The sequence below is a fragment of the Streptomyces sp. BR1 genome (genome assembly GCF_052373795.1).
Taxonomy (GTDB): domain Bacteria; phylum Actinomycetota; class Actinomycetes; order Streptomycetales; family Streptomycetaceae; genus Streptomyces.
Map to the genome: position 1 here is coordinate 451,692 of NZ_CM126252.1, position 13,046 is coordinate 464,737.

Sequence of the window (13,046 nt, forward strand, 5' to 3'; positions counted from 1 at the left end):
TGGCTTGTCGCGCGGTTCCCCGCGCCCCTCAGCCACTCCACCCCTGGCCACTTCCAGCGAACGGCCATCGCCCCTGAAAAGAAAAAAGACGCCCGTCGCCCCTAGTCCTGGCCAGGACTAGGGGCGACGGGCGGTTCGGCTCTGTCCGGGAGGTCGGGCGGTCAGAGCCGGCCGCTGGCCGTGCGGCGGCGGCGTACGACGAACACGGCGCCACCGATGGCGGCTGCGGCCACCAGGGACCCGCCGACCGCCATCTCGGTCTGGGTCGGGCCGACCGAGCCCCCGAGCCCGCCCATGGCGCCGCGGCCGGGGAGCACCGTGAAGCTGCGCGTCTCGGTCCTGGGGTTGTCGTTGCACCGGACCGACAGGTTGTACGAGCCGGGCGAGACGTGGTCGAAGACTCTCGCGGTCGCGAAACCGGTGTCGCCGCCCGAGAGCGACGTCGGGTGAAAGGCGTTCGACGTCACGATGCCGCCGTGGCCGCAGCCGTTGGCGGTGATCGTCAGGATGCCGCCCTGGTGCACCGCGTTCGGGCTGACCGAGACATTGCTCGGGCCGAAGTTGGCGGCGGCCAGCGGGGCCGAGAGCCCCACCGCCGCGAAGGCGGCCACGGCCACCGGAAGAGCGCGTGAAGCACGCATGGTTGAACCTCCGAGGGAGGGCGCCCCAAAGCCGTGCTCCGGGAAATTCGACGAGTACGCCTCCCATGACGAACCCTCACCGCAGGGCTGCGACCTCGCATGTCGGCGCTGGTCCACCCTGGTGAGCCGACACGCCGAGAAGTGGCCCACCGATCTGACGGACCCGCAGGTCACAGACCGTCAGAAGCTTTATATGACCATCACCCTCGTCATGACACGGATGGGTCATCCCGGCGGCCCCGCCCCATGACCGCGTCCCACCCCCCACCACCCGTTCGCACCTCTCCGATCGCCGGAGTGCGATGTCGCCCCTACCGTGCCTACAGGTGGCACGGAGGGCTTTGGAGGGAGCGAGATGGGGCAGGAAGAGGGCGGCTCGGAGCATCGGAGGCGGTCGCCATGGGGGGCCCTGGCCCTGGTGATGCTCACCGGCCTGGCGCTGATGCGCAACGGCGCCGACGTCACGATGGGCCCGCCGCAGCCCGCGGCGGCGGCCGCGCTGACGGGCCGTCCGGAGGTCTTCGTCCCCACGACACCGCTCGTCCCGGTCGAGCCGCTGTCGTTCTCGGCGGCCTCCCGGATCACGATCGGCGCGATCAGGATCGACGCCCCGGTCATCGAGGTCGGGCTCGACCAGGACGGCTGGGTCCAGGCGCCGCCCCCGGACGACCCCAATCTGGCGGGCTGGTACCAGAACGGGGTCGCCCCCGGCCAGCGCGGCACCGCGGTGATGGTCGGCCACGTCGACAACACCCGGGGCCCGGCCGTCTTCTACGGCCTCGGCTCGCTCAAGAAGGGCAACCACGTCGAGGTGACCCGCGCCGACGGGCACATCGCCGTGTTCGAGGTGTACGGCGTCGAGGTGTACGACAAGAACAACTTCCCGGGTGCCCGGGTGTACGGCGACACCGGGCACCCGGAGCTGCGGGTGATCACCTGCGGCGGCGGCTTCACCCGTGCCCGGGGCTACGACGGCAACGTCGTCGTCTTCGCCCGTATGGTGGGCTCGCGCTGAGCGGCCACCCGACCACCGGCTGACCCGGCACAGCGCTCAGCGGCGCTTCGGCGGGACCCTCAACCGGTAGCCCGCGCCCAGCAGTTGGGGCAGATATGTGCGCAGCGCGGCCACGCTCTGCGAGCGGTCGCCGCCCGCGTCGTGCGAGAGCACCACGACACCGGGCGCGGCGCCGTCCAGGACGCGGCGGACGATGGTGGGCGTGCCGGGCGTGGTCCAGTCGAGGGTGTCCACGGTCCAGGCCATCGGCTCCATGCCGAGTTCGGCGCCGATGCGGAACGAGTCGCGGTTCCAGGCCCCGTACGGAGCACGGAACCACTGCGGACGCTCGCCGAGGATGTCGTCGATCACCTCGCTGGTGCGGGCCATCTCGTCGTGCACCGCGTCGTACGACATCTTGATGAGCAGCGGATGGGTCCAGGAGTGGTTGCCGACCACATGGCCGTCGTCGTGCATCTCGCGCAGCAGATCGCGGTTGTCGGTGGCCATCTCGCCGCAGACGAAGAACATCGCGCGGACGTCGTGCTCGCGCAGGGTGCGCAGGATCTCCGGGGTGTAGCGCGGGTCGGGGCCGTCGTCGAAGGTCAGCACCATGGTGTTGGGGCCGAGCTGGGGCATGCTCAGGAAGGGCTTGCGGCGCACCGGCGGCAGCGCGGTGTGGTACTGCGGCGGCGCGTCGGCGGTCATCGGCGCCAGCCGGTACGCGGTGGACTTCAGCCGGGGCGGGGCGGCCTGCGGCCCGGGGGCGGGTCCGGCGGCGGCCCGCCGCACCGGAGCCTCGGTGTCCTCGGCGGTCAGCATCCGCAGGGCGGCGGCGGCTCCCAGGCAGGCGCCGACGCGCAACAGCGTGCGTCGCCCGGGCAGCATCTCATCCTTTTTCATGACCCATGGCTCGCACGGTGCACGTCCCGGGCGCCTGAAGCACACCGCCCGGGCGGCCCGAAAACACCCGTTGGGCCGTACCCGCCGACCCGGACCGTCTCAGTGGCGGCGGACCAGCGGGAACGGCAGTGTCTCACGGATCGTCAGACCCGTGAGGAACATGACGGTGCGGTCCACTCCGATGCCGAGCCCGCCGGTCGGCGGCATCGCGTACTCCAGCGCGTCCAGGAACTCCTCGTCGAGCTCCATCGCCTCCGGGTCCCCGCCCGCGGCGAGCAGCGACTGCGCGGTGAGCCGTCGCCGCTGCTCCACGGGGTCGGTCAACTCCGAGTAGGCGGTGCCCAGTTCGGTGCCGAACGCGACCAGGTCCCAGCGCTCGGCGAGCCGGGGGTCGGCGCGGTGCTGGCGGGTGAGCGGGGAGACCTCGGTCGGGAAGTCCTTGTAGAAGGTGGGCAGCTGGGTCTTCTCCTCGACGAGCCGCTCGTACATCTCCAGGACCACGTCGCCCCGGCTGTTCTCGGGCGTGTGCGGGACATTGGCCCGGTCGCACAGCCGCCGCAGCACCTGCTCGTCGGTGTCGGCGTCGACCTCCTCGCCCAGCGCCTCGGAGAGGGCCCCGTACAGCGTCTTGACGGGCCAGGGACCGGAGATGTCGTGCTCGACGAGCCGCCCGTCCGGGCCCGCCTTGCGGGCAACCGCAGCGCCGAACGCGGCCATCGCCGCGCCCTGGATCAGCTCGCGCGTCAGGTCCAGCATCACGTCGTAGTCGGCGAAGGCCTGATACGCCTCCAGCATCGTGAACTCGGGGTTGTGCTTGTACGAGACGCCCTCGTTGCGGAAGGTGCGGCCCATCTCGAAGACCTTCTCGACTCCGCCGACGCACAGCCGCTTCAGATACAGCTCGGGCGCGATCCGCAGATAGAGGTCCAGGTCGTAGGCGTTGATGTGGGTGGTGAACGGGCGGGCGTTGGCGCCGCCGTGGATCTGCTGGAGCATCGGTGTCTCGACCTCCAGATAGCCCCGGTCGAGCAGGCCCTGCCGCAGCGCCTGGACGGCGGTGGAGCGGGCCCGTACGACCTCGCGGGCCTCGGGGCGGGCCACCAGGTCGAGATAGCGCCGGCGCACCCGGGCCTCCGGGTCGGCCAGGCCCCGCCGTTTGTCGGGCAGCGGCCGCAGGCACTTTCCGGTCATCTGCCAGTCGGTGACGAAGAGCGAGAGCTCGCCCCGGTTCGTGGTGCCGGTGGTGCCGGTCGCGGTGATGTGGTCGCCGAGGTCGACGTCGCGGGTGAAGCGGTCGAGCACGGCCGCGCCGGTGCCGTCGCGGGTGAGCGCGAGCTGGAGGTCGCCGGACCAGTCGCGCAGTACGGCGAAGACGACTCCGCCGAAGTCGCGTACGGCCAGCACGCGCCCGGCCACGGTCGCGTCCGTCCCCGGCCCGGCGGCGCGCAGTTGCTCCAGGGTGTGGGTGCGGGCCGGGATGACCACGGGGTAGGGCTCGGTGCCGTCGGCGCGCAGCCGGTCCAGCTTGCGGTGGCGCACCCGCACCTGCTCGGGCAGCTGCCGCTCCCCCGCCGCGCCGCCCGCGCCGCTCCCCAGGCCCAGCGCCTCGATCGGCGGCAGGCCCTCGGTGGAGCCGGGGCTGCTGACGCCTCTGGGGTGCCCCTTTCCCCAGAGCTTGCGCAGACTGGGTACGGAGACGAAGCCCTCGGCGATGCCGGAGGCGAGGCCCACCCGGGCGAGCGAGCCCGCGTCCCCGTAGCAGAGGAAGCGCGGGAACCACTGGGGCTGGTACTTCACATTCGAGCGGTACAGCGCTTCCAGCTGCCACCACTTGGAGAAGAACAGCAGCAGCCGGCGCCACAGCCGCAGCACCGGGCCCGCGCCGATCCGCGCGCCCTCCTCGAAGGCCGAGCGGAACACGGCGAAGTTCAGCGAGATCCTTCGTACGCCCAGCTTCGGCGCCTGCGCGCAGAGCTCGGCCACCATGAACTCCATGACGCCGTTGGGCGCGCTGCGGTCGCGCCGCATCAGGTCGAGCGAGATGCCGTCCGGGCCCCAGGGCACGAACGAGAGCAACGCGATGAGCTTCTCGTCGGCGTCGAACGCCTCCACCAGCAGGCATTCGCCGTCGGCGGGATCGCCAAGGCGGTCCAGGGCCATGGAGAAGCCGCGCTCGGTCTCGGTGTCGCGCCAGGCGTCGGCCCGGTCGACGATCTGCTGCATCTCGTCGTCGGTGAGCGCGGAGTGGCGGCGGATGCGGGTGGTGGCGCCGGTTCTGGCGACGCGGTGGACGGCCTGGCGGGTGACCCGCATCTCGCGCCCGTCCAGGTCGAACCTGGCCACGTGCAGGATCGCTTCGTCGCCCAGTTGCATGGCGCTCAGACCGTGCCGGGCGTAGACGGTGGCGCCCTCCTCGGAGGCGCCCATCACGGCGGGCGCCCAGGCGTACTGCTTGGCCACGTCCAGCCAGGCCGCGATCGCGGGCCCCCACGCCTCGGGGTCGCCGACCGGGTCGCCGCTGGCCAGGGCCACCCCGGCCTCCACCCGGTAGGTGACGGCCGCCTTGCCGCTGGGCGAGAACACCACCGCCTTGTCTCGGCGGGTGGCGAAGTAGCCGAGCGAGTCCTCGCGGCCGTAGGCGCCGAGCAGCGCGCGGATACGGGGCTCCTCGTCGCCGTGCAGCGCGGCCTCCATGCGCTGCGAGCGGAAGAGCGTGGTGGCCGCGCTGAGCAGGGCGATCGCGCCGAACAGGCCGAGGAAGAAGTACAGGGGGCGCGGTGGGCGGCCGTCGAACTGGCCGTTGGAGGCGAGGCCGCCGAGCACCCGGTTGGTGGCCCACAGCAGCCGCTGGCCGCGCGGCAGCGTACCGGGGAAGATCTCCACCAGCGCCCAGCCGGCCAGGACACCGGCGGCGAGCCCGAGCACCAGGACCAGCAGGGACCGGTGGACGGCGCCGCGCCGGGTCTCCGCGTAGAACTCGCCGCGCGCCATGATCAGCACGAGCAGGGCCGCCCCGCAGACGAACCCGTTGGCGGCCCAGCTCCACTGGGCGACCGCGAGCAGCAGCAGGTCGGCGGCGAAGAGCAGGCCCAGATAGCCCACGACCAGCCGCCAGGCGACTTTCTTACGGGCTCCGACGGCGGCGGCGAGCAGCAGCAGGAAGACGGCGTACGCGAGGTTGGCGCTGACGGGGACGGTCACCCGGTCGAGGAACCAGGAGATCGGCCGCAGCAGATGCCGCAGGGCCGGGAACAGCGCGATGATCCCGCAGAACAGTCCGAGCCCGGCGAAGAACATGGCGAACGCCTCCGGCACCCGGTTCAGAAACCGGGACCGGACGGGCGGACGGGCCCGTGCGGGTATGGGCGCCCCCTCGGTGACACTCATGCCTTGCACTCTAGGGAGCGCCGCGCCGGGCCGCCTCTCGGACACGGCCCCTCGTGACGCTAGCCTCGTTCGGGTGACAGCACCCTTCGAACGCGGTACGGACGGCCCCAAGGTCATCGTCGTCGGAGTGGACGGCTCCGACTCCTCGCTGCGGGCGGCGGCGTACGCCAGTGGTCTGGCCCGGCGCCAGAACGCGCTGCTCGCGGTGGTCTACGTCCAGCCGCTGGTCACGGCGGGTGCCGCGATGGGCGCGCCGATCGCGGACACGACCGGGGAGATCGCCGAGGGCCTGGTGGCGGAGATCCGCGCGGCGGCGGAACGGCTGCGGGACATCTGGACCGTGCGCTGGGAGTTCCACACGTTCCGGGGCGAGGCGTACAGCGGCCTGGTGAAGGCCGCCGACGAACTCAAGGCGGACGCGGTGGTGGTCGGCGCGTCGGAGTCGGCGGGCCACCGCATCATCGGCTCGGTGGCGGTACGCCTGGTGAAGGCGGGGCGCTGGCCGGTGACGGTGGTGCCGTAACCCCCCGGCCCGCGCGGCAGCGGCCTCCTACTGGTCCGCCATCGTCAGGCCGTCCTTCGCCGCTCCGCGGCTCAGCACCGCCTCGCGGATCTCCGCCTCGGCGTCCTTGTAGTCCGCCCTGTCCGGCGCGGACTTCAGAGCCTGAGGCAGGTCGACGACACGACCCCGGTCCACGTCGATCCACTGCGGGATGAACTCGGCCTTGCTGACCTCCCACCGCGCCCCCGCCCGCTTCGGCGGCGCGAACGTGAAGCGGCCGATCGAGCTCATGTTCCCGCGTGCGTCGCGCTCGTCGTTGTTGTTGAACATCTCCCCGGCGATCTGGTCGCCCTCCCCGTAGATGATCCAGGTGCCGTTGACCTTCTCGTACGCCTGCGGGATGTGCGCGTGCGTGCCGAGGATCAGGTCGATGTCCGGCCGGTCGCCGGTCTTGGACGCGGTGAGCGCGCGGCCGAGCCGCAGCTGCTGCTCGTCGGGCTCGGTCTGCCACTCGGTGCCCCAGTGCACGCTGACGACCACGATGTCCGCGCCCGCCTTCCGCGCCGCCCGCGCGTCCGCGATGATCTTCTGCTCGTCGATGACGTGGACGGCCCACGGCTGGCCCTCGGGCATCGGATAGCCGTTGGTGTCGAACGTGTACGCCAGCTGGGCGACCTTCGCACCGCCCGCCTCCAGCAGCGCGGGGGTCGCGGACTCCCTGGCCGTGCGGCCCGAACCGGTGTGCTTGAGCCCGGCCTTGTCGAAGGCGCGCAGGGTCCGCGCGATCCCCTCGGCCCCGTCGTCGAGGCTGTGGTTGGACGCGGTGGAGCAAGAGTCGTAACCCGCATCCTTGAGCGCGGCGGCGATCTGCGGCGGCGACGTGAACGCCGGGTACCCGGTGAAGGGCCCGCCGTCCGGCCCGTACACCGTCTCCATGTGACAGATCGCCAGATCCGCGCGCGAGACGATCGGCTTGACCCCGGCGAGCATCGGGCGGAAGTCGTATCCGTCGCCGCCCGCGTCGGCGGCGGCGCGCTGGATGGTCGAGGTGTGCGGCAGTACGTCACCGGTGGCGACCAGGGTGAACGCGCGCGGCGCGGCGGACGCGGCGCCGCCGGCCGGCGTCGGCGTGTCGGGCCGCTCGGAGTCCTGGTGGTGCGGCAGGCGTGTGACGGCCCGGTGCTCCCCGGCGCACCCGGCGGTCACGGCCAGGACGAGGGCCGCGAGGGCCGCCGTCCGCCGTGTTGTTCTCTGCGTCATGGCGCGGACTCCATCGGTCTCAATGCCGGCAGGAAATGCCTGATGGACTATCAGTTGTCCATATGATGCATATTTGTTCCATTTCCCTCACCGTTCGCCGCACCATTCGCCGCGCCATTCGACCGTTCGTCGCATGCGGCGGTCCGGCCGCTGTCGCTCGCCGCCCGATTGCGCTCGGATACGGGCTGCGGCCCGCGGACTCTCGGGAAGGGGCGAACACGGTGAGCAGGGGTTTCTCAGAAGCGGCCGGCACCCGCGCGGCCGAGGAGCGGCGGTACGCGCGCGAGCCCGACCTGGCGGCGCTCCAGCGCGAACACGGACCCGCCCTGATGCACTTCCTGCTCGGCCTCACCTACGGCGACCGCCAGCGCGCCGAGGACCTGCTCCAGGAGACGCTGGTGCGGGCGTGGCAGCACCCCGAGGCGTTCGACGGTCCGTACGCCTCGATGCGGCCGTGGCTGTTCACCGTCGCCCGGCGCCTGGCGATAGACGCCCGCAGGAACCGGCAGGCGCGGCCGGTCGAGGTGCCCGACACGGTTCTGGACGCGCCGGAGCAGGCGCAGGACGACCACGCCGAGCGGTCGGCGGCGGCGCTCGACGTCCGGGACGCGGTGCGCACGCTCAGCCCCGAGCACCGGGCGGTGCTCGCGCAGATCTACTTCCGGGGGCTCAGCGTCGCCGAGGCCGCAGAGGTCCTGGGGGTGCCCGCCGGAACCGTCAAGTCCCGTTCGTACTATGCTCTTCGGGCCCTGGCGCGGGTCCTGCCGGGCTACTCGTCCGGCGGATCCTCGGCCAGGTCCTCCTCAAGGAGCAGGGCCAGCATCGAAGGTGTCTCCGCGACCTCCAGGTAGGCCGCGCGACAGCCCGCGCAGCTGCGCAGATGCGCGGCGACCCGGCGGTCCTCGTCGGGAGTCAGGGCGCCGAGGACGTACGCGCCGAGCAGCTGCCGCACATGCATGGGCACCTCGTGTGGGGTGACGGATCCTGCCCTTCTGGCCACGGCGGGCACGCGCCCCCGGTTCAATGCTCCCTGGAGCTCCCTGGAGCGCCTGGACAGTCGATGAAAGAGGCGAGACGGAATGCGTCCGGAGGGTACGAACGGGACCAGCGGTGGTGAACTGCTGGTACCGATGGCATGGATGTACGCGGAGTACATCGCCGACGAATTACTGCGCACCGGCGATCTCATGCCGCCGACGACGCTCGAATTCAGGGCCGGACGCAACGCGCTCGCGTTGACGATCTTCCTGTCGGACGGCGCGGTCGGCGGCGCACGCGTGGTGGCGCGGCTCGACGAGTGGAGTTCGCTGACCGCGGCCGGCCGGCCGTGGCACAGCTGGGTCCGCGAGCGTCTTCGAGAGCGGTCGGCGACCGAGTCGGGCCCCGATCTGGCGCTCGCGCTGGACGCGTGGCGCTGGCTGGAGGAGACCGAGCTGCTCGCCGCGGACCTGGACGCGGTGGTGCCGGGCGGAGTCGATCCGCTCGCGGAGGCCGAGGACGAGCCGCGGGTGTGGACCCCGGCGTGGGAACTCGGCCTTCCGCTGGGACATCTGGCGATCCACCTTTTCTGATGACTCGTCAGATCTGACGAAGCATCAGTGCCCACTGCGACGCAACAGCTGGTCGCGCAGGGTACGCGCATGGCGGCGGCTGACGGGGAGTTCGGCCCCGCCGATGCGGACGGTCATGCTGCCCGCGTCCAGGCGCAGTTCGTCGATCCGGGCCAGCGCCACCAGATGGCTGCGGTGGATACGGACGAATCCGTGCGAGCGCCAGCGGTCCTCAAGCGTGGAGAGCGGCACGCGCACCAGATGGCTGCCCGACGCGGTGTGCAGCCGCGCGTAGTCGCCCTGTGCCTCGGCGTACGCGATGTCGGCGACGGCCAGGAAGCGGGTGATCCCGCCGAGTTCGACGGGGACGACCGACTGCTCCGCGGGCGTGCGCTCGCCCGACAGTTCGGCGACCCGGCGGACCGCTTCGGCCAGGCGTTCCCGGCGGACGGGCTTCAGGACGTAGTCGACGGCCTTCAGGTCGAACGCCTGGACGGCGAAGCCCTCGTGGGCCGTGACGAAGACGATCAGCGGCGGCCGCGCGAACCCGGCGAGCAGCCGGGCGATGTCGAGTCCGGTGAGCCCGGCCATGTGGATGTCGAGGAAGACGACGTCGACACCCTGCTCGTCGTGCGGCCCGGCGTCAAGAGCGGCGCCGATCAGCCGCAGCGCGTCGGTGGCCCCGGTGGCGCCCTCGGCGCTGCGGATCCTCGGGTCGGCGCGCAGCAGATACAGAAGCTCTTCGAGGGCGGGGGCCTCGTCGTCGACCGCCAGTACGCGCAGCATGCGGTCGGATTGTAGGTGCGGCCGCGCCTCTCTGTCCCGTCCCGTGTGACTTGAGTGATTGGGGCCCCGTCTGCGTACCAGACGGCATGAGGCCGCTGGAACTCCACCGGGACGTCGGGGCGTACGCGCTCGGTGTACTCGGTACCGCCGACACCTTCCGCTTCGAGGAGCACCTGTCGCAGTGCGCGCGCTGCGCGCGGCTGCTGGAGGAGCTGGGAAGCGTGGAGGCGCTGCTCGCCGCGTACGCGCGCTGGACGCCGCCCGGGGTGGACCCGGTCGCAACGCCCTCGCCCGCCCTGCTGCACTCGGCGCTCGGCGCGGTGGAGGTGCGGCGGCGCAGGCAGCGCCGGACGCGGGCCGGGCTTCTGGTGGCCGCTGCGGCGCTGGTGGCGGGCGCGCCCTTCGCGACGATGAGCCTGCTGGCCGGTCCGGCCTCGCCGCACTGGGCGGCGACCGCGTCGGCCCCCGGCGTCACAGCGACGCTCGCGACGGCCCCCGCAGAGTTCGGCACCGATGTCGGGCTCGATGTGGGCGGGGTGCGGGGCCCGGTGGTGTGCAAGCTGGTGGCGGTGGGGCGCGGTGGCGAGGAGGACACGGTGGCGACCTGGGCGGTACGGGACGCGGCGACCGTGAAGATGCGGGGCGCGGCGGCGCTGGCGCCGGGCGACATCGCGCGCTTCGAGGTACGCACGAGCGACGGCGCACGCCTGGCGACGCTCAGCCGGTCGGGGTGACTGCCTTTGCTGGAGCGCTACTTGAGGAGCTTGGACATCCTGCGGTCGGCGAGGATCTTGCCGTCGGTCTGGCAGGTGGCGCAGTACTGGAGCGAGGAGTCGGCGAACGAGACCTCGCGGACGGTGTCGCCGCAGACCGGGCAGGGCTCGCCGGTGCGCCCGTGCACCCGAAGCCCGCTCTTCTTCTCCGCCTTGAGGCGCCCGGCGGCGAGCCCGTGCGAGCGCTCCACCGCGTCGGTGAGGGTGGTGCGCATCGCCTCGTACAGCGTGGTGATCTCGTCGTCGGTGAGATGCGCGACCGGCTTGAACGGCGACATCTTTGCGACGTGCAGGATCTCGTCGCTGTAGGCGTTGCCGATCCCGGCGATCAGCGACTGGTCGCGCAGCGCACCCTTGAGCTGGCGCCGCTCTCCCGCGAGGAGCCCGGCGAGGTCGTCGCGGCCGAAGCCGGGGGCGAGCGGGTCGGGGCCGAGCCGGGCGATGCCGGGGACCTCCTGCGGGTCGTGGACCAGATACACGGCGAGGCTCTTGCGGGTGCCCGCCTCGGTCAGGTCGAACCCGGCCCCGCCCGCCAGCGCGACCCGCAGCGCGAGCGGCCCCTTGCCGGGGCGCGGCGGGTCGGCGGGCAGCGTGTCGTGCCAGCGCAGCCAGCCCGCGCGAGCGAGGTGGACGGCCATGTGCAGCCCGTCGGCGTCGATGTCGAGGAACTTGCCGTGCCGTCCGACGCCGGTCACCGTCCGCCCGTCGAGCGCGTCGACCGGTGGGTCGTACGTCTTGAGGACGCTGATCGCGACGGGCCGCGCGCGTTCGATCCGTTCGCCGACGAGGTGGACGGCGAGGAAGTCGCGCAGCGCTTCCACTTCGGGCAATTCCGGCATACACCCCAGATTAACCGGGGTGGGGCAGGGGTTCCCGGTCAGCGCGCGGCCCCCGACACCCCGGCGACCTCCTCGACCAGCTCCACCAGCTCCTCGTGCAGCGCCTCGGCCAGCCGGTCGAGGTCGGGAAGCGCCTTCCCGTCCGCCACCAGGCCCACATGGACCCGGCCCCCGTACGTCGACAGGGCGACCGCCAGCGACTGCCCGCGCGCGAGCGGGGCCATCGGGTAGATCTCGCGCAGCTCGCAGCCGCCGAGCGAGAGCCGGGTGCGGGGCAGCGGCACGCTGGTGACCAGCAGATCGAAGAGCAGACGGGCCGCGCCCCCGGCGAGCGGCGCCCCGAACCGGTGGGCCAGCGGCGGCAGTCGGTCGGCGAGCACGGCCACCGCCCCGGCGCCCCGCCCGGGCCCGGCGGCCTTGTTGCTCTCCATCGCGGTACGTACGACGGCGAGCCTGGTGGCGGGGTCGGGCTCGGCGACCGGGAGGCCGAGGAGGTACGCGGAGAGCTTGTTGCCGGAGCCGGGCGCGGCACCCGGGCGCCGGCGCGAGACCGGGACCAGGGCGCGGGGTTCGGCGCCGGGCAGCGGGGAACCGCGTTCCAGCAGCCAGCGCCGCAGACCGCCCGCGACCACCGCGAGCAGGACGTCGTTGGCGGTGCCGCCGACGGCCCGGCGCACCCGCTGCACCTCGTCCCCGTCGAGCACGGCGGTGGCCAGGCGCCGGGTGCCGCTGGAGTCGGCGGCGAGCGCGGAAGTGCCGCCGAACTCGATGCGACTGGCACGCACCACGCTGGCGCCTATACCGACGGCCCGGGTGGCCTCGCCGACCCGGTCGCGGGCGAACCCGGCGACCGCGCGCGGCCCGGGCAGCCAGGACCTCGCGGGCGCGGGACGGCCGCGCCGCTTGGGCTGCCCGGCCAGCTGGTCGAGGATGCCCGCGACGATCGCGACGGCCCGCATACCGTCGGCGAGCGCGTGGTGAAGCTTGACCAGGACCGCGAAGGGCGCGCCCGGGCGACCGCCGTCCGGGCCGGTCAGGACGTACATCCGCCAGGGCGGCAGGCCGCGTTCGAGGGGCCGCTCCATCAGCTCACCGGCGGCCCGGGCGGCCTCGGCGGCGAAGTCGCCCGCGGGCAGCTCGACCCGGCACACATGCCGGTGCACGTCGAACTCCTTGTGCGTGACCCAGGCGGCCCCGCCGACCGGGAGCCAGACGCCGCGCACCCGCATCCGCAGCCGCCGGATCGCGGCGGCCCGCTCGGCCAGCAGAGCGAGGATCCGCTCGCCGTCACAGCCCGGGCCGGACTCGAACACGGCGAGCGCGCCCAGATGCATGGGGTGCTCGGCCGATTCGAGATGCCAGAACGCCAGGTCGAGAGGGGCCAGAAGCTCACTGCTCAAAGGGGCCTCGT

The 13,046-nt window shown here is 72.7% G+C and carries 13 protein-coding genes; 5 read left to right on the forward strand and 8 right to left on the reverse strand.

From position 1 onward, the window contains the following. Positions 1 to 161: 161 nt before the first annotated feature. Positions 162 to 641 (reverse strand): hypothetical protein, encoded by a 480-nt coding sequence (locus ACT1U9_RS02060; protein ID WP_188272620.1) that lies wholly within the window; start codon positions 639 to 641, stop codon positions 162 to 164. 355 nt (positions 642 to 996) lie between these two features. On the opposite strand from ACT1U9_RS02060, the gene ACT1U9_RS02065 reads away from it, so the two are divergent. Beyond that, positions 997 to 1,656 (forward strand): class F sortase, encoded by a 660-nt coding sequence (locus ACT1U9_RS02065; protein ID WP_444536631.1) that lies wholly within the window; start codon positions 997 to 999, stop codon positions 1,654 to 1,656. Positions 1,657 to 1,692: 36 nt separating this feature from the next. Here ACT1U9_RS02065 and ACT1U9_RS02070 read toward each other — a convergent pair whose 3' ends face one another. Then, the gene (locus ACT1U9_RS02070) at positions 1,693 to 2,538 is read right to left on the reverse strand and encodes a polysaccharide deacetylase family protein (RefSeq protein WP_444536632.1); all 846 of its coding nucleotides are present in this window, start codon (positions 2,536 to 2,538) and stop codon (positions 1,693 to 1,695) included. 99 nt (positions 2,539 to 2,637) lie between these two features. Continuing rightward, the gene (lysX, locus tag ACT1U9_RS02075; protein ID WP_444536633.1) at positions 2,638 to 5,925 is read right to left on the reverse strand and encodes a bifunctional lysylphosphatidylglycerol synthetase/lysine--tRNA ligase LysX; all 3,288 of its coding nucleotides are present in this window, start codon (positions 5,923 to 5,925) and stop codon (positions 2,638 to 2,640) included. Between the two features lie 73 nt (positions 5,926 to 5,998). Between lysX and ACT1U9_RS02080 the strand changes: the two genes are divergently transcribed. Further along, the gene (locus tag ACT1U9_RS02080; RefSeq protein ID WP_444536634.1) at positions 5,999 to 6,448 is read left to right on the forward strand and encodes a universal stress protein; all 450 of its coding nucleotides are present in this window, start codon (positions 5,999 to 6,001) and stop codon (positions 6,446 to 6,448) included. Between the two features lie 27 nt (positions 6,449 to 6,475). On the opposite strand, the gene ACT1U9_RS02085 is transcribed toward ACT1U9_RS02080, so the two are convergent. Next, entirely contained in the window at positions 6,476 to 7,687 is a 1,212-nt protein-coding gene (locus ACT1U9_RS02085; RefSeq protein WP_444536635.1) for a CapA family protein, read from the reverse strand. Between the two features lie 293 nt (positions 7,688 to 7,980). Here ACT1U9_RS02085 and ACT1U9_RS02090 point away from each other — a divergent pair, with 293 nt between their 5' ends. Further along, complete coding sequence (locus ACT1U9_RS02090) at positions 7,981 to 8,538, forward strand: sigma-70 family RNA polymerase sigma factor (RefSeq protein ID WP_444538983.1); 558 nt, start codon at positions 7,981 to 7,983, stop codon at positions 8,536 to 8,538. Here the strand turns inward: ACT1U9_RS02090 and ACT1U9_RS02095 are convergent. Then, on the reverse strand, positions 8,457 to 8,645 hold the full coding sequence (locus ACT1U9_RS02095; RefSeq protein ID WP_444536636.1) for a zf-HC2 domain-containing protein: 189 nt from the start codon (positions 8,643 to 8,645) through the stop codon (positions 8,457 to 8,459). The genes ACT1U9_RS02090 and ACT1U9_RS02095 overlap by 82 nt on opposite strands. Positions 8,646 to 8,766: 121 nt before the next feature. Between ACT1U9_RS02095 and ACT1U9_RS02100 the strand changes: the two genes are divergently transcribed. Continuing rightward, a complete protein-coding gene (locus ACT1U9_RS02100; RefSeq protein WP_444536637.1) occupies positions 8,767 to 9,258 on the forward strand; it encodes a hypothetical protein in 492 nt (163 codons plus the stop codon). 24 nt (positions 9,259 to 9,282) lie between these two features. On the opposite strand, the gene ACT1U9_RS02105 is transcribed toward ACT1U9_RS02100, so the two are convergent. Further along, positions 9,283 to 10,023, reverse strand: a complete 741-nt coding sequence (locus ACT1U9_RS02105; RefSeq protein ID WP_444536638.1) for a LytR/AlgR family response regulator transcription factor — start codon at positions 10,021 to 10,023, stop codon at positions 9,283 to 9,285. A gap of 86 nt (positions 10,024 to 10,109) precedes the next feature. Here ACT1U9_RS02105 and ACT1U9_RS02110 point away from each other — a divergent pair, with 86 nt between their 5' ends. After that, the gene (locus ACT1U9_RS02110; protein WP_444536639.1) at positions 10,110 to 10,757 is read left to right on the forward strand and encodes a zf-HC2 domain-containing protein; all 648 of its coding nucleotides are present in this window, start codon (positions 10,110 to 10,112) and stop codon (positions 10,755 to 10,757) included. Positions 10,758 to 10,774: 17 nt separating this feature from the next. Here the strand turns inward: ACT1U9_RS02110 and ACT1U9_RS02115 are convergent, their stop codons facing one another. Further along, positions 10,775 to 11,635, reverse strand: coding sequence for an Fpg/Nei family DNA glycosylase (locus ACT1U9_RS02115; RefSeq protein WP_444536640.1), 861 nt, complete (start codon positions 11,633 to 11,635; stop codon positions 10,775 to 10,777). A gap of 38 nt (positions 11,636 to 11,673) precedes the next feature. After that, positions 11,674 to 13,035, reverse strand: coding sequence for a wax ester/triacylglycerol synthase family O-acyltransferase (locus ACT1U9_RS02120; RefSeq protein ID WP_444536641.1), 1,362 nt, complete (start codon positions 13,033 to 13,035; stop codon positions 11,674 to 11,676). Positions 13,036 to 13,046: the final 11 nt, after the last annotated feature.